Source organism: Larkinella sp. VNQ87, assembly GCF_049445795.1.
Taxonomy (GTDB): Bacteria; Bacteroidota; Bacteroidia; order Cytophagales; family Spirosomataceae; genus Larkinella.
Map to the genome: position 1 here is coordinate 44,567 of NZ_JBMSDT010000001.1, position 16,097 is coordinate 60,663.

General features: G+C 52.3%; 14 protein-coding genes. 12 read left to right on the forward strand and 2 right to left on the reverse strand.

Features of this window, described 5'->3' with window-relative positions; all coding sequences use genetic code 11:
- The first annotated feature begins 44 nt into the window (after nucleotides 1–44).
- The 3 genes from ACO2Q8_RS00225 (at nucleotide 45) to ACO2Q8_RS00235 (ending at nucleotide 3,750) form a co-directional block, all read left to right on the forward strand.
- Nucleotides 45–2,198, forward strand: a complete 2,154-nt coding sequence (locus ACO2Q8_RS00225; RefSeq protein WP_423342755.1) for a nitrite reductase — start codon at nucleotides 45–47, stop codon at nucleotides 2,196–2,198.
- A gap of 86 nt (nucleotides 2,199–2,284) precedes the next feature.
- Nucleotides 2,285–3,037, forward strand: a complete 753-nt coding sequence (cobA, locus tag ACO2Q8_RS00230; RefSeq protein WP_423342756.1) for a uroporphyrinogen-III C-methyltransferase — start codon at nucleotides 2,285–2,287, stop codon at nucleotides 3,035–3,037.
- A gap of 143 nt (nucleotides 3,038–3,180) precedes the next feature.
- The gene (locus tag ACO2Q8_RS00235; RefSeq protein WP_423342757.1) at nucleotides 3,181–3,750 is read left to right on the forward strand and encodes a precorrin-2 dehydrogenase/sirohydrochlorin ferrochelatase family protein; all 570 of its coding nucleotides are present in this window, start codon (nucleotides 3,181–3,183) and stop codon (nucleotides 3,748–3,750) included.
- Here the strand turns inward: ACO2Q8_RS00235 and ACO2Q8_RS00240 are convergent.
- Nucleotides 3,747–4,082: a hypothetical protein gene (locus ACO2Q8_RS00240; protein WP_423342758.1), complete on the reverse strand. Its 336-nt coding sequence runs from the start codon at nucleotides 4,080–4,082 to the stop codon at nucleotides 3,747–3,749. The genes ACO2Q8_RS00235 and ACO2Q8_RS00240 overlap by 4 nt on opposite strands.
- An 89-nt stretch (nucleotides 4,083–4,171) precedes the next feature.
- Between ACO2Q8_RS00240 and ACO2Q8_RS00245 the strand changes: the two genes are divergently transcribed.
- Together ACO2Q8_RS00245 and ACO2Q8_RS00250 are read left to right on the forward strand one after the other, a co-directional pair.
- Nucleotides 4,172–4,639: an OsmC family protein gene (locus ACO2Q8_RS00245; protein ID WP_423342759.1), complete on the forward strand. Its 468-nt coding sequence runs from the start codon at nucleotides 4,172–4,174 to the stop codon at nucleotides 4,637–4,639.
- 109 nt (nucleotides 4,640–4,748) lie between these two features.
- The gene (locus ACO2Q8_RS00250) at nucleotides 4,749–5,543 is read left to right on the forward strand and encodes a thymidylate synthase (RefSeq protein WP_423342760.1); all 795 of its coding nucleotides are present in this window, start codon (nucleotides 4,749–4,751) and stop codon (nucleotides 5,541–5,543) included.
- Between the two features lie 95 nt (nucleotides 5,544–5,638).
- Here ACO2Q8_RS00250 and ACO2Q8_RS00255 read toward each other — a convergent pair whose 3' ends face one another.
- Complete coding sequence (locus tag ACO2Q8_RS00255) at nucleotides 5,639–5,923, reverse strand: 2TM domain-containing protein (protein WP_423342761.1); 285 nt, start codon at nucleotides 5,921–5,923, stop codon at nucleotides 5,639–5,641.
- Nucleotides 5,924–6,063: 140 nt separating this feature from the next.
- Between ACO2Q8_RS00255 and ACO2Q8_RS00260 the strand changes: the two genes are divergently transcribed.
- The 7 genes from ACO2Q8_RS00260 (at nucleotide 6,064) to ACO2Q8_RS00290 (ending at nucleotide 16,020) form a co-directional block, all read left to right on the forward strand.
- On the forward strand, nucleotides 6,064–7,761 hold the full coding sequence (locus tag ACO2Q8_RS00260; RefSeq protein WP_423342762.1) for a helix-hairpin-helix domain-containing protein: 1,698 nt from the start codon (nucleotides 6,064–6,066) through the stop codon (nucleotides 7,759–7,761).
- A 113-nt stretch (nucleotides 7,762–7,874) separates the two neighbouring features.
- The gene (locus ACO2Q8_RS00265) at nucleotides 7,875–10,277 is read left to right on the forward strand and encodes a TonB-dependent receptor (RefSeq protein ID WP_423342763.1); all 2,403 of its coding nucleotides are present in this window, start codon (nucleotides 7,875–7,877) and stop codon (nucleotides 10,275–10,277) included.
- Nucleotides 10,278–10,360: 83 nt separating this feature from the next.
- Nucleotides 10,361–11,392 carry a DUF4249 domain-containing protein gene (locus ACO2Q8_RS00270; protein ID WP_423342764.1) on the forward strand — a complete coding sequence of 344 codons (1,032 nt, stop codon included), beginning with the start codon at nucleotides 10,361–10,363 and terminating at the stop codon, nucleotides 11,390–11,392.
- Nucleotides 11,393–11,472: 80 nt separating this feature from the next.
- Complete coding sequence (locus tag ACO2Q8_RS00275) at nucleotides 11,473–12,495, forward strand: glycosyltransferase family 9 protein (RefSeq protein WP_423342765.1); 1,023 nt, start codon at nucleotides 11,473–11,475, stop codon at nucleotides 12,493–12,495.
- 14 nt (nucleotides 12,496–12,509) lie between these two features.
- On the forward strand, nucleotides 12,510–13,382 hold the full coding sequence (locus ACO2Q8_RS00280; protein ID WP_423342766.1) for a carbon-nitrogen hydrolase: 873 nt from the start codon (nucleotides 12,510–12,512) through the stop codon (nucleotides 13,380–13,382).
- A gap of 8 nt (nucleotides 13,383–13,390) precedes the next feature.
- Nucleotides 13,391–15,019 carry a hypothetical protein gene (locus ACO2Q8_RS00285; protein ID WP_423342767.1) on the forward strand — a complete coding sequence of 543 codons (1,629 nt, stop codon included), beginning with the start codon at nucleotides 13,391–13,393 and terminating at the stop codon, nucleotides 15,017–15,019.
- Nucleotides 15,020–15,282: 263 nt separating this feature from the next.
- Nucleotides 15,283–16,020: a hypothetical protein gene (locus tag ACO2Q8_RS00290; protein WP_423342768.1), complete on the forward strand. Its 738-nt coding sequence runs from the start codon at nucleotides 15,283–15,285 to the stop codon at nucleotides 16,018–16,020.
- Nucleotides 16,021–16,097: the final 77 nt, after the last annotated feature.

Below are 16,097 nucleotides of genomic sequence, written 5' to 3' on the forward strand. Positions count from 1 at the left end.
TAGTCTTTTAATTCTATCGACTACCTCACTAAAGCTCATAGATTATGGCCGTTCAATTCACCGATAACGTCAGCGCCGTAGCCCAACGCGACATTTTGAATCTGGAAAAGAAGATTGGCGTCTTCAAAGACGGTGAAATGACCGAAGAGCATTTCCGTAAATTCCGGTTGTCACGCGGGGTGTACGGCCAACGCCAGCCGGGGGTGCAGATGATTCGAATCAAGCTGCCGTATGGCCGCATCAGCGCCGACCAGTTGATCCGGATTGCCGACATTTCTGACAAATATGCCACCGGTAATCTGCACGCAACAACCCGGCAGGATATTCAGTTGCACTTTGTCAAACTGGCCGACACCCCGCAACTCTGGGCCGATCTGGAAGACGCTGACATCACGCTGCGAGAAGCCTGTGGCAACACGGTTCGGAACGTTACCGGTTCAGCCAAAGCTGGTATCGATCCCGACGAACCGTTCGATATCACGCCGTATGCCTACGGTATTTTCAGCTACCTCCTCCGCAACCCAATTTGCCAGGAGATGGGCCGGAAATTCAAAATTTCCCTGTCATCCAGTGAAAAAGATAATGCGTACGGCTACATGCACGATGTGGGACTGGTTCCGCGCGTCAACGCCGACGGTCAGCGGGGCTTCAAGGTAATGATCGGGGGTGGTCTGGGGGCTCAGCCTTACATGGCCGAAACCGCCTTTGAGTTTCTCGAAGAAGACAAGATCATTCCATTCATCGAAGGTTGTATCCGCGTGTTCGACCGCTACGGCGAACGGACACGGCGGCACAAGGCCCGGATGAAGTTTTTGTTGCAGGACATTGGTCTCGAAGAGTTTCTGCGCCGGGTTGAAGAAGAACGGCTGGCACTGAAAAACAAAACTTACACGATCAATACCGAGTTAGGTTTCAACTCAGAGGATGTCCAGGCGTATGCCGAACCGACCAGCGCGGTAAATCCGGCTGAGCTATCGACCGATGAACGGTACCAGGCCTGGCTGAAAACCAACGTTTTCGAGCAGAAACAAAAGGGTTGGTACGCCGTACAACTGCGTGTTTTGCTGGGTGACATGCATTCCGATAAAGCCCGGGCACTGGCCGGACTTGTCAAGCAATACGCCGGGAACGATATTCGGGTGACGGTCAATCAGGGCTATTTGCTCCGGTTTGTCAGCCCCGAAAATCTACCCGCCTTGCATGCCGGTCTGGAAGCGCTCGGACTGGCCGATCCCGGTTTTGATTCAGCCGCCGACATTACGACCTGCCCCGGCACCGACACCTGTAACCTGGCGATTTCGAGCAGTTACGGAATTACGCGGGCGCTGGAGAAAATGATGAAGGCCGAGTTCCCGGACCTGATTTACAACAACGACATCAAAATCAAGATTTCGGGTTGTATGAACGGTTGCGGTCAACACTCGGTTGCCAACATCGGTTACCACAGCAGTTCAGTCAAAAACGGTGCTTATGTGATTCCGGCCCTGCAAGTGTTGCTCGGGGGCGGTTTTAACGGCAAAGGCGAAGGACTCTTTGGCGATAAAGTCATCAAAATCCCGACCAAACGCGGTCCGGACTCGATGCGGACACTGCTACGTGATTACGAAGCCAACGCCTTCGACGGGGAATACTACAGCGATTACTACGCACGTCAGGGTAAAAACTATTTCTACACGTTGCTGAAACCGCTGGCCGATCTGAAAACCTTGTCGCAGGAAGATTATACCGACTGGGACCATACCGAGCAGTTTGTAACCGAAATTGGGATTGGTGAGTGCGCGGGTGTCATGATTGACCTGGTTGCGACGACGCTGACCGAAGCCGGTGAAAAACTGGTCTGGGCGAAGGAAGCCTTTGCCGAAAACCGCTGGGCTGATTCAATCTACCACGCCTACAATGTGTTGATCACGGGTGCCAAAGGCGGTTTGATGATGAAAGACATCAACACCAACACGCAACACGGTATTGTCAGTGATTTTGACAAAAACTTCATCGGCGAAGGATTCCATACCGAAGAAGGAGAGTTTAAAGCGCTAGTTTTCAGCATTAACAAGAACGAACCGACGGAAGAGTTTGCGCAATCGTTCATTGCCCAAGCCGAAGCCTTCCTGGCGAATGTACAAACCTACCGAAACCAGCAAATCGAGCAGGAAGGCCTACCTGAACTCCGCGAACTGGTGATTGCAAAGGATAGTTAAGAATTAAGAATTAAGAATTAAGAGTTGGCTGACGCATTCAATTGAAGCAGCGCAACTCTTAATTCTTAATTCATAACTCATTGAAAATGAAGTTGACTTTGGTTGGGGCAGGGCCGGGCGATCCGGAACTGATCACGTTAAAAGGAATAAAAGCGTTGAAACAGGCCGCGGTGGTCATGTACGACGCGCTGGTGCATCCTGATCTGTTGGATTACTGCCGTCCGGATGCCCTGAAAGTTTATGTGGGTAAACGGATTAACGAATACTCGTGTACGCAGGAAGAAATCAATCCGCTGATTGTGCATTACGCACAAACGTACGGCCATGTCGTTCGGTTAAAAGGCGGTGATTCCTTCATTTTCGGGCGCGGTTACGAGGAGATGGAATACGCCCGTCAGTATGGTGTCGAAACCGAGGTCATTCCGGGTCTGTCGAGCAGCTACGCGGTTCCGGCACTGGCCGGGATTCCGTTGACCACGCGCGGTGTGAGCGAAAGTTTTTGGGTCGTAACGGGCACCACCAAAACCGGTCAGCTTTCGCAGGATTTACAAAAAGCCGCGCAATCGACGGCGACCGTCGTCATTCTGATGGGGATGCACAAGCTGGCGGAAATTATGGAGGTTTTCGGCGAATGTGGAAAAGCGGACTTGCCGGTTGCCATCGTTCAGAACGGTTCGTTGTCAGAAGAACAAGTTATCACGGGTCAAGTTTCTACGATTGTCGAGCGGGTAGCTTCCTCCGGTATCGGTTCTCCGGCTATCATCGTCGTGGGCGAAGTCGCCCGGTTGCGGGAATTGCAATTGGCGGATCTTCAGCAGGCCATCGCCAATCCCAACTAGCCCCCGTCCCCACATTTACATCTAGCGTTCATCATTTTACATTTATTGTTTCATTTAATTTCAAATGTAAACCGGGTCGCCGGAGCGATGATAAACGCTGAATGTAAAAGTGATTCGGTCTACCGTAAAAACCTGCTACCAGCATGAACACCCTCTTCCCCATTTTCGTCAAGATTGAAAACCTGCAAACGCTGGTTGTGGGTGGAGGCTATGTCGGGCTGGAAAAGGTTACGGCTTTACTCGCCAATGCACCCGATGCACCGGTAACACTGGTGGCACCCGAAATCCGGGAAGAAATTGTTGCCTTGGCCGAACAAAAGCCAACTCTTCAACTCGTTTACGACGTTTACCAACCCGGTTTTCTGGCTGGTAAAGACCTGGTGATTGTAGCGACGAACGACAAAACCGTCAACGCCCAGGTGCAGTCCGACTGCAAGGCGCACAAAATTCTGGTCAACGTAGCCGACACACCCGATCTGTGTGACTTTTACCTCAGTTCGGTGGTGAAGAAAGGGGATTTGAAAATTGCCATTTCAACCAACGGCAAGTCACCAACTTTCGCCAAACGGTTTCGGGAAGTGCTGGAAGAAATCTTGCCGGACTCGTTGCAGGATACGCTCAACAACCTGCAAACCATTCGAAATCGACTAAAAGGCGATTTTCAGGAAAAGCTGGATAGGCTGAACGAAATCACAAACGTAATGAAGTCCTAAAATTGGGGCAGTAATTGCGTAATGTTCAGCGGTTCTTTCCGGATGATGAAGAAATAGACCAGCCCGGCCAGCACCAGATACATGACGATCAGCCATTTTTTTTTCTGCTCAAATTCGGTCGGATGGTGGTGATAATCGTAATACATCGACGCCGATAGAGCCATCACCATCAGGAAAAAGGAGAAGATGGCACAATCGGTCCGATACGTGACAAATTCCTGCATAAAGCGAGCGCCCATCAGGATATACAGCAGCCAGAAACCAAAACCGGCGCGGTATAAATAGACGCTGAGTCGCCTGTCATTTTTGAGGTCAAATAGCTTATCCGACATGATTGTCAGGAATTTATTCGAGTGAAATTACGTAATTTATACGAAACAAGCAATTTTTAGCTGCAACGTATAGACATAACGAAAAACCCATGCAGACTGAGCAACCCAATACCCTTTCGTCCAAAACTAAAACCATGAAAGTGGAGCTGAACAGAGTCGACGATGCTTTTCACTTTGAAGCCACCGGCGTTTCTGATGTTCCGGTACACATCGACGGTGCTGTTGACATCGGCGGCCATAACGCGGGCGCCCGACCAATGGAAATGCTGTTGATGGGCCTGGCCGGTTGCAGTGCGATCGATGTGATTCTGATTCTGAAAAAACAACGGCAGGTTATCGAAGATTTTCGAATTACGGTCGAAGGCCAGCGCCCCGCCGATACCACACCCGCACCATTTCACACCATTCATCTGCATTACATCCTGAAAGGGAATCTCGACGAAGAGAAAGCCCGCCGGGCTATCGACCTGTCGATGGATAAATATTGTTCGGCTACAGCCCAACTCCGGCCTACAGCCAGCATCACGTATTCACTGACCATCGAAAAACCGGCTTAATTGGTAGAAAGAAGTCAGACAAAAGGCAAGAGAAGAGATCCCGGAAAAAGTCTTTGTTCTAGGGTCTCTTTTCTTTTGTCTAATGAAAGCCTTTCGTTATTTTGTCCGTATGAAACAGTACCACGATTTACTCCGCCATATTCTCGCAAACGGCACCCGAAAAACTGATCGTACCGGCACCGGTACGCTTAGTGTGTTCGGACACCAGATGCGCTTCGATTTGCAGGAAGGTTTTCCGCTCGTTACGACCAAAAAAGTACACCTAAAGTCGGTTATACACGAACTATTGTGGTTCATTAAAGGCGATACCAATATTCGGTATTTGAACGAAAACGGCGTGTCGATCTGGGATGAATGGGCCGATGAAGCGGGCGAACTGGGGCCCGTATACGGGAAGCAGTGGCGCAGTTGGGAAGCCCCGAATGGCCTGGTCATCGACCAGTTGCAGGACGTGTTGAAGCAATTGAAATACCGCCCGGATTCGCGCCGGATGATCGTATCGGCCTGGAACCCGGCTGATGTGCCCAATATGGCGCTCCCCCCCTGCCATGCCCTGTTTCAGTTCTACGTAGCCGAAAACCGACTATCGTGCCAACTCTATCAGCGCAGCGCGGATGTTTTTCTGGGGGTGCCGTTCAACATTGCCTCCTACGCCCTACTGACGATGATGATTGCCCAGGAGTGCGGCTACGAAGCCCACGAGTTCATCTGGACGGGGGGTGATACGCACCTGTACCTCAACCATTTGGAACAAGTTCAACTGCAACTTTCCCGCGAACCGCGCCCGCTGCCGATGATGCAGATGAATCCGGCGGTCAAGTCGATTTTTGACTTTACCTACGACGATTTCAAGCTTGAAAATTACGATCCGTACCCAGCTATCAAAGCGCCGGTAGCCGTTTAGTACCCAAGGACCGCCGGGCGGCCCCGTTTAGTCCGTGTGAGCCAGAATAACTCTTGAGGTAGTATTAACTACTGGATTATTGAAGCTCACACGGACTAAAGCCCGTGGGTGCGTTTGAGTCGTTCGTATTCGCGCTCGGCAAGCGTTTTTTCGTTAAAACCGTGGTAGACGCTGAAATAATGCGAGATCAATCCGATGCCCCATCCCAGGGTTGTCCAGATCGGCCAGGGATAAGTACCCCATTTTTCCTGAAAAACCAGGTAAATGATCAGCCAGATCAGCCAGAGAACAACATTGACGAACAGATAAGTCCGCAGGTGCATTTTAAAACCGGCACGAGCTTTAGCCTGCTTCCATAGATGGGGGTCGCGTGTGTCCATGCAAGGGGTTACAATTGTTGGGACAATTAAATTAGTCAGATTCGACACATAATCAATACATTGCTTCAACTTTCTTTTACACCGGACCCAAAAAAGGCCGGGGCCGGTTTTAACACCGTGTCCGATTCTCAGACAAAACCATGAGTAACACTGAAATCATCGATATCCTGGAATTGACGGCCAAATTGATGGAACTCCACGACGGAGATACGTTCAAAATCCGGGCATTTCAGGCAGCCGCATTCAACCTTGACAAAACCCCCGAAGACCTGACAAAAATGTCGTTTCCGGAACTCATCAAGTTGCCGGGTGTGGGTAAAGCCGTGGCCGGAAAAGTGCTGCAGATTATCGAAACCGGACGGTTGCAGGATCTGGACGATTTGTTGGCACAAACGCCGGAAGGCGTACTGGAAATGTTCCGGATCAAGGGCATAGGTGCCAAGAAAATCCGAACCATCTGGCGTGAACTCGGCATCGATACCCTCCGGGATTTGCGATTGGCCTGCGAAAGCGGTGAAATTGCCCGGATCAAAGGATTCGGCGAGAAAACACAGCAGGCTATTCTCGAATCACTGGCGTTTCTCGAAAACCAAAGCGGCAAACTCCGCATGGACAAAGCCGAAGCACTGGCCAACATGCTGCTCGATGTGTTCGAAAAAGAATTCAGCCGGGTTGAGATAACCGGCCAGATCCGGCAAAAAGCCGAGGAAGTCGACACGGTGCAGTTTGTTGTCAGCACTTCCAAACCGGTCGCAGCTTTTGATTTTTTGAACTCTTTGTCGTACCTCGAACCGAACGAAATCGAGTCGACACCGTTTGTCTGGCGTGGTCAGGCCAGCGGCTACGAAGTGCTGGTCGAAATCATCACCACTTCGCCCGACCAGTTCGAAAACCGGGTTTTCCTGCACTCGGCCGCCGAAAAGCACCTGGCAACGGCCGGGTCAGCGGGCTGGACGTTGCTACAAACCAGTATGGCCTACCCATCGGACCCTGAAGAAGCGGTTTACCAGCGGGCGGGTTTGCCGTACATCATCCCGGAAATGCGGGAAGGTGGTTTTGAATTCGACTGGGCTACAAAGCACAATTCCGATGAGTTGGTTACCTGGGATACTCTACGCGGCATTCTACACAACCACAGCACTTATTCCGACGGCAAGCACTCGCTCGAACAAATGGCGACCTACTGCCGGGAACTTGGTTTTTCGTATTTCGGCATTGCTGACCACTCCCAAACCGCCACCTACGCCCACGGTCTCGAACCTTTCCGAGTCAAACAACAGCACGAAGAGATCGATCGGCTGAACGAACAGTTCGGTGGTTCGTTCAAAATTTTGAAAGGCATCGAATCGGATATTCTCGGCGACGGCTCACTCGACTACCCCGACGAGATTCTGGCCTCGTTCGACTATGTGGTGGCTTCCGTTCACCAGAACCTGAACATGACCAGCGAAAAAGCCACCGCCCGGCTGATCGCGGCCATCGAAAATCCCTATACCACGATTCTGGGCCATCCGACCGGTCGATTGCTGCTGGCACGCGCTGGCTACCCGATCGACTACAAAGCCGTCATCGATGCTTGTGCCCAACGCGGGGTCGTGATTGAAATCAACGCCAGCCCCTGGCGGCTCGATCTCGACTGGCGCTGGATTCAATACGCAGTCTGCAAAGGCGTCATGCTTAGTATCAACCCCGATGCGCACGAAATGGCCGGTTTTCACGACATGCACTATGGGGTCGCCGTGGCCCGCAAAGGCGGCTTGACCCGGACGATGACCTTCAATGCCCTCACCTTACCCGAAATCGCGACCTATCTGGCAAGTCGAAAGCAACGGATTTAAGAAATTTGGACAGTGCGGTTGTAAAATTGAATTATAATTGCATGATAATTCGTAATTTACTCCCCGATCGCTGATCATCACGATCCTAAACCAATTATTACGACCTGACATAGATGCGGTTTTTCTACTCCCTTGTGGTGTGGAGCTGGTTTATTATTGCCCACGCGCTGGCCCAGCCCAAACCAGCCCCCAACACCGTATCGCTGACCGGCTATGTCCGCGATGCTAAATCCAAACAACCCATTTCGGGAGTAACCGTCTTTATTACCGAAAATCGGCGCGGAGTCAATACCAGCCGGGATGGTTTTTTTGTGATTGCGCTCCCGGCCGGAACCTACAATGTCAAGTTCTCGCACCTGGGTTTTCGGCCACAAACCCACCTCATTACCCTTGATAAGACCATTTTGCGGGAAATTCTGCTGGAAGATGACTCGAAAGATCTGGAAGAGGTTACCGTCACCACAGAAGCTCCCGACCGAAATGTCCGGAAAGTGGAGTTAGGCGTCACCCAATTGCCGATCAAAACCATCAAACGGGTCCCGGCTTTGATGGGAGAGGTCGATGTGGTGCGAAGTCTGCTGTTGTTGCCGGGCGTTACGACCGTTGGCGAAGGCTCGCCGGGCATCAACGTTCGTGGTGGGAGCACGGATCAGAACCTCGTTTTGATGGACGATGCTCCCATTTTCAATTCCAGCCATTTAATGGGCTTTTTTTCGGTCTTTAACCCCGATGTTGTTCGGGATGTCACCCTCAATCGGGGCGGTATTGCGCCGAGTATGGGGGGCCGGGCGGCTTCGGTGCTCGACATCCGTGTGAAAGAGCCGGAGATTGAACGATTCACGGTCAACGGTGGGATTGGGCTTGTCGCCAGCCGATTGGGCATCGAAGGACCATTGGGGTCGAAAAAGCTCTCTTTTCTGCTGGCTGGCCGGGCTTCGTTCAACGATTTTCTGTTCAAACTGATGCCGCCCCGCATTCGGGACACGAAAGCGAACTTTTTCGATCTGACGACGAAGGTGAAGTTCCAGCCGAATGAGCAACATACCGTTACCTTTACGGGCTACACCAGTTACGACAATTTCAAGCTGGCTTCCGATTCGCTGTCTTCGCTGGAGGTCAATGCCTCCTCCACCCTTTTCGAATACCACACGACGAACGGAACCTTGAAATGGAATTATTTCATCAACAACCGGTTCAATCTGACAACATCGGCTATTTTCAGTCAATACCGACCCGAAACTTCTACACCGGATTCGGCCAATGCGTTCCGGCTGACTTCCGAAATCCTGCATCGCCAACTGAAAGTCGACCTAAGCATAGCCGCCACTGACCAACACCAGTTACAAGTTGGAGGAACGCTCATCGACTATTACCTCCAGCCGAACCGGATTGTTCCTGGTTCAGGTTCGAATGTGCTACCCCAGTCGCTCCCGGTTGAGCGGGCCTACGAACTGGCTTTTTACGCCCAGGACGAGTGGAAAGTCAATGAAGCGATTGCTATCGTCGGCGGACTTCGGTACTCGGCCTTCCTGAATCGCGGCCCGGCAACCGTACCAACCTACCAGGAAGGCGTCCCGCGTGAACCCGAAACCAATACGTCTTCAACCACATACGGGAAAGGGCGGATTTTCCACCAAACCGGGGGACTCGAACCCCGGCTTGCCCTGCGCTGGACGCTGGCCGAAGGGCAGTCGGTCAAGTTTGGTTACAACCGGCTGCGACAGTATATTCAGCAAATCACCAACACGACGGCGGCCTTGCCCGTTTCCCGCTGGAAACTGAGCGACTCGTTTATAAAACCGCAAATTGCTGATCAATGGTCCCTGGGCTACTTTCGGAATACCGCTGGCAATGCCTTTGAAGCCTCGGCGGAGATTTATTACAAAACCATCCAGAACGCCATTGATTATAAGGATGGCGCCGAACTGGTGCTGAATGCACTGCCCGAAACCGAGTTGCTTCAGGGAACCGGCCGGTCTTACGGCCTGGAAACCATGGTTCGGAAAAACAAAGGTCACCTGATCGGCTGGTTGAGTTACACCTATTCCCGTGCGCTGTACACGATCGACGGTTCCTTCCCGAGCGAGCGCGTGAATAACGGCCGGGAATATCCGGCCAACTTCGATAAACCGCATATTCTGAATGCAATGGCCACACTCAGGCCCAACAACCGGGTCAACTTATCATTTAATTTCACCTACAGCACCGGACGGCCCGTGACCCAGCCTTACGCCCGCGCACGCGTTAACGGCATCCTCGTGCCGATTTATATCAACCGAAATCAGGAGCGGATTCCGGATTATCACCGACTCGATTTTGCGGTAGAATTTAATCAGGATCCTGCCAAGAAACGGCGTTACGAACGAAGTTGGGTCTTTTCGATCTATAACGTGTATGCTCGCAAAAACGCTTACTCCGTCTTTTTCAAGCTGAACTCGGCGGCCCTCAACGATGCCTATAAATTATCGGTCTTCGGCACAGCGTTCCCTTCCCTAACATACAATTTTAAATTTTGACCGGCTGGTTTTGACAAATGAACTCCTTAGCCAATCGCACTATATTGCCCATAGTTCGCCGATTGTGGCCATTCATCCTCTGCATGTCGGGATTAGTGGTCCATTCGTGCATCACACCGTACCAGCCCGAAGTGCAATCCATCGGCCGTGCCCTGGTGGTCGAAGGACTGGTTTCAGATCAGCCAGGCCCCTACACCGTCACCCTGTCGCAAACCGCGGATTACACCTACACCGGTTTAAATCTGTTTGTTCGGGGGGCAACCGTGACGCTTTCGGATAACGCCGGGACAAATGAAGTGCTTACCGAAACGTCCCCCGGTGTTTACCAGACAAGTGCCAACGGCCTGCGTGGAGTTGTAGGACGCACTTATAAAATTACGATTCGGACCAGCGATGGCCATTTGTATGAATCCACGCCCGAAATCTTGAAAGCCGCACCGCCCATCCAGAAGCTGACCTACGAATACCGGTACAACCCATTTGCCAACACCAACGATCAACGCAACACCTGGGACGTTTTTCTCGACACCCAGGACCCCGAAACGCCCGGCAATTACTACCGCTGGGTCTGGCGCAATTACGAGGCTACCAATGCCTGCTCCGTCAGCGACGATGCCAATGAGCAGGGAATTTATAGCGGGTTGCCCTGTTGTTCAGACTGCTGGAATATCAACCAATGTTACAGCAACTGCATCAACGTCAGCTCCGACGTTGCCATCAACGGAAAAGCGATTAGTCGACAGCCGATTCTGAGCGTGCCTTTCACCTCGCGTAACATCTACTACGTCGAAGTGGAGCAACAGGCCATCAGCGAAGGTGCGTACCGGTTTTTCAACAGCGTCAAAAAGCTTGTCAACAATACAGGTGGTCTGTTCGATGCTGCCCCCTCGACTGTGGGCGGAAACCTGCGTTGCACCAGTGATCCCGATCAACCGGTTTACGGTTATTTTGGCGCTGCGGGCATTAGCGTCATGCCCTTGAAAGTAGACCGGACCAAAGACGCCGTCGGCAATCCGATTTTCAAGCGCATCACCGTCGATTACCTCGCTCCCTGCCTGATCTGTGAAAACAATCTCTACCGCACCCGCATCAAACCCCGCTGGTGGGATCAGTAGCATCTCGCCCTGAAAGCCAGCAAATCAGTTAGGCAGTTTTCCTTCACAATGTCCCGGTCTTGTCGTAATTTTGGCGGCATATGCACACCGCTCCTGCAAAGTTTCTCATTCTTCGGTTTTCCTCAATCGGCGACATTGTGCTGACCACGCCGGTCATTCGTTGCCTGAAACAGCAGGTGCCGGAGGCAGAAGTTCATTTCTGCACCAAACGGGCGTACCGGTCCCTCCTTGAATCGAATCCGTACATCGACAAAGTCCATTTGCTGGATGATGAACTAAACGACCTTATTCGTCAGCTACGGGCTGAAAAATTCGATTACATTATCGACCTGCACAACAATCTCCGGACTTTCCTGATTAAACTGCGGCTGGGTGTTCGCTCCTACAGTTTCGACAAACTCAACTGGGAAAAGTGGCTCTACGTGCGGTTTAAGATGAAAACCATGCCCGATCAGCACATCGTCGATCGGTACCTTGAAACCACGAAAACGTTTGACGTCGTTAACGACAGCAGAGGACTGGACTACTTCATCCCGTACAAAGATATTGTTGAAACGGAGTGGTTACCCAAAACGCACCGCCGAAGCTTTATAGCTTACGCCATCGGAGGTCAGCACAATACCAAAAAACTGCCAGTGCCCCGAATAGTTGAATTGTGCCGAAAAATCAATTATCCCGTGGTGTTACTGGGTGGGAAAGAGGACATTGCTGCGGGCGAAGAAGTGCGTCATGCGCTGGGCGATAAGCTCATTTATAATGCCTGCGGCAAATACAACCTGAACCAGTCGGCTTCGCTCCTGCAACAATCGGTGTTGGTCTTCAGCCACGACACGGGTTTGATGCACATTGCGGCTGCCCTGAAAAAGAAAGTCTATTCGATCTGGGGCAACACAACTCCGCAATTAGGCATGTATCCGTACAAAACCGAACATGTTTTGCTGGAAAATAAACCCTTAGGCTGTCGTCCGTGTTCTAAAATTGGCTACGAACGCTGTCCATTGGGTCATTTCAAGTGCATGAACGAATTACCGTTCGATTTCGAGCTGACTGAACTCAAGCGCGGAGCCGGTCCCTCGACCCGCCGAACGGGTCCGGAACGTTAACATTCACTTAGCACATGTCTAAAAAAGTAAACATCGGGCTGGTACAAATGGCCTGTTCGGCCGATCTGGATGCCAATCTGGAAAAAGCCATCGCGGGCATTCGGGAAGCAGCCGCCCAGGGCGCACACATCGTCTGTTTGCAGGAATTATTCCGCTCGCTGTATTTCTGCGACGTCGAAGATCATCATAACTTCAGCCTGGCCGAAGCCATTCCCGGCCCGACGACGGAACGGCTGGGAGAAATTGCGCGCGAAACCAATACCGTCGTCATTGCGTCGTTATTTGAGAAACGGGCTGCCGGTTTGTACCACAACACCACGGCCGTGCTGGATGCCGACGGAACGTATCTGGGCAAATACCGGAAAATGCACATTCCCGACGATCCGGGCTATTACGAGAAGTTCTATTTTACGCCCGGCGACCTTGGTTACAAAGTTTTCGATACGAAATACGCTAAAATTGGCGTTCTCATTTGCTGGGATCAGTGGTACCCCGAACCAGCGCGGATTACGTCGCTGATGGGGGCCGAAATCCTGTTTTATCCCACCGCCATCGGCTGGGATACACAAGAAAACGACCCGAAAGTGAACGAGGAGCAATACAGTGCCTGGCAAACGATTCAGCGCAGCCACGCCATCGCCAATGGCGTGCACGTGGTGTCGGTCAACCGGGTTGGTGAGGAAAACGGCCAGCAGTTCTGGGGCGGTTCGTTCGTGGCAAATCCGCACGGTTCGCTGCTGTATCTGGCCCCCCACGACCAGGAAATTGTTCATGTTCAGGAAGTTGACTTAGGCCTAACGGACAAATACCGAACCACGTGGCCGTATTTCCGCGATCGGCGGATCGACTCATACCAGCCGATTACGAAACGTTATCTTGACGAATGACTCATCGCATGAAGCTACTTTTGATCTCCCTGGTGGCCGGTACATTGGGGGCTGGTTATTGGTATAACCGCTACGTGAGCGGCCCGGAGCCGGTGGTGGCCGTCCATCAGGGTGCCTTGCCCGCCCAGACGGCCCTCACGCCCACCCCCCGACAAGCCTTTACACCGACCACCCGCAAAGGCTACTGGAATCCGGATGTGGTCGGCGATTTTACGCTGCCATCCACCAAAGTCATTACCTTTCACGGGGCCGGTCGCAACCTGCACGTCGATCAGGACTGGTCGAAATTGTTCCGACGCGGTTTTTCGTCGGTCGATAAATCCCGGATGTCGCCCGACGAATTCCGGAGCCCCTGGAACCAAAAACCGGCGGGCTGGACGAGTCGGCTGAAACCGTCGCAACGGGCCTTGACCATCGGCCAGGGCTACATGGCCGATCCGCCGTTTAACATTAGCTGGTCGCGAGCGGGCGACAACGCGCCGGGTACCTGGTACGTGCGTCCGTGGGGCGATCAGGAGTACAAAAACAGCATTTCCTGGGCCATGCAGGAGCTGAGCGGGGAGTGTGAAAATTTCGGCGACTGCCCGCCCGACAAACGGTTGGCAACCTACGGCCAGATCTATTTTGACATTGAGAATGAGGGATTGAGTAACCCGCTGAACCGGCAGGAACAGGCCAATTTGTATGTCTTTATGATGAAAACGATCCGGCAGTGGATCAGCCCGTACACGCTGGTGGGCTCCATCGCACCGGTTCCGCATAACAGCTTTGGCTACTCCCGTGCCCGCGATTACACGGCGGGCCACGACTGGCTGTGGTCGATGCCCGCCAAACAAACAGACATTTCCAAGCAACGCGGCATGCCTGACGACATTGTGGGCAAATCTTACGCCGATTTTGCGGATTTTCAGATGCCCGGCACCTATTACCTCTTCCCCGAATTTGATTATTCCATCACTCACAACGACGACGGCTCGCGGCACTGGCTGGCGGCTCTGCTAGGCGAACAGGAAGTTAACATGAAGCTGTCGCCAAAAAAGCGGATTGCGTGGCAATGGTTGTTCAATACCCAGAGCAGTGATTTTCCGAACAGCGAGAAAGCCAAGAATGCGGCTCCGCCCGCGGTTGCCGAGGGCATGGCGGTTTTTTACTGGTTCACCGGTGCGTACGGCGTCCTGTTCTGGGACGATGCCAACGAGCTAAAACCCGACCAACCAACCCCGCAGGATGTAAATCAGCAGGGCCTCGGCAACGACCGGGTGTACGCCTGTTACGAACACTACATCCACGGACTCTGGCGTTTGTTCAAACACCACGGCGACCTGTTCAACGGGCAGGAGAAATATCTCAACGAACAGACCGAATGCTCCGTCGATGGCGGCAAGACCTGGCTGAAATACAACGCCAACCAATTGAAAACGAACAACCTACCTTTCGTGCGGGCCATCGTGAACGGCAATCAGATTCTGGTGTCGGCTACTCAGCCCTACGGAAAAACCGGCGAGAAAAAGCAGATCATGCTGCGGTATATTGAAGACGGATACCAGTTCTATACAACCATTAACCTGACTGGCGACGAAATCTATCTAGGCCGGGCCACCATGCCAAAAGCAGCCGGAGCGCGAAAAAAAGCCTGATTTTTCCGATTTTGCCCCTAAATCCCGAAGCGTCGGCTCGGCCTAAAGGGGACTTGGAAATCCGAGTTAGGCTGCGTCAAAATCCCTTCAGGGCAGGGGATTTAGGGATAAAATCCATGTAACTACATCTAATTCGGCCCGTTTTTTTTCCTTACAGGCCACAGGGGAACCGTTTGGCTTAAAACGGTTATTTTCTCATCTTGCGCCCGGCTAATATTGTTCCGTCTTTCATCCGTACGCGTGAAGCACTTAACGAAAACACGATGGCAGAACAATCAACGAGTTCGGGGCTGGAAGGCTTCGGAAAGAAACTCCTGAATCTCTTTATCAAGGATGCACCAACCCCATCCCAGGTGACTCTACCGTCTCAAAGTCAGTCGGTTTCACCACCGGCTGCGGTGAATACGAGTCGTTCGGCGATGGCTCCGGCCAGCCCGGTTACGCCCGTTGCTCCGGCTTCGGGTCCGGCCCCGGAAGGCGCGGTCGATACCAAATTTGTCGACCATTTTGCGTCGGTTTTGTCGAAAGCCAACCAGCCCGGCCCCGATTATTTTGAGTTTTGGGAAGCACTGAAAAACCTGTCGAACCTGAATCTGAGCGAGGATCAGCAGTACCAGGCCGCCTGGGCGAGCTTTAAAGCGATGGGCGGTTCGGCGGACGTCGCGGCTCTGGTGAGTTCGGCCAACCAGTACCTGACGGCCCTGAACAACGATCAACAGGCATTTGCCCGGACGGTCGATGCGGCCCTCAACGAGAAAGTGGGCGGTTTATCGAACGAGCAGAAACAGTTGCAAACTGAAAACGAACAACTCGCCAGGCAGATTCTGGAACTTCAGCGCAAGATCGACGCCAACAACGGTCGGCTGGCCCAGATTGGGGGCGAAATCGATGAGCAAAGCCGCAAGATTGCCCAGAATCAGAGCAATTACGAAGCGACGCTGGCGGTTTTCATCGGCCAGATCAAGCGGGATTTGCTCAAGCTGGGGGAGTATATTAAGTAGTGGGCGGTTTTACGGTTAACGGTTAATAAGTAACACTGAATATCGAACACTGAATACTGAAAACCGTATACCGTAAT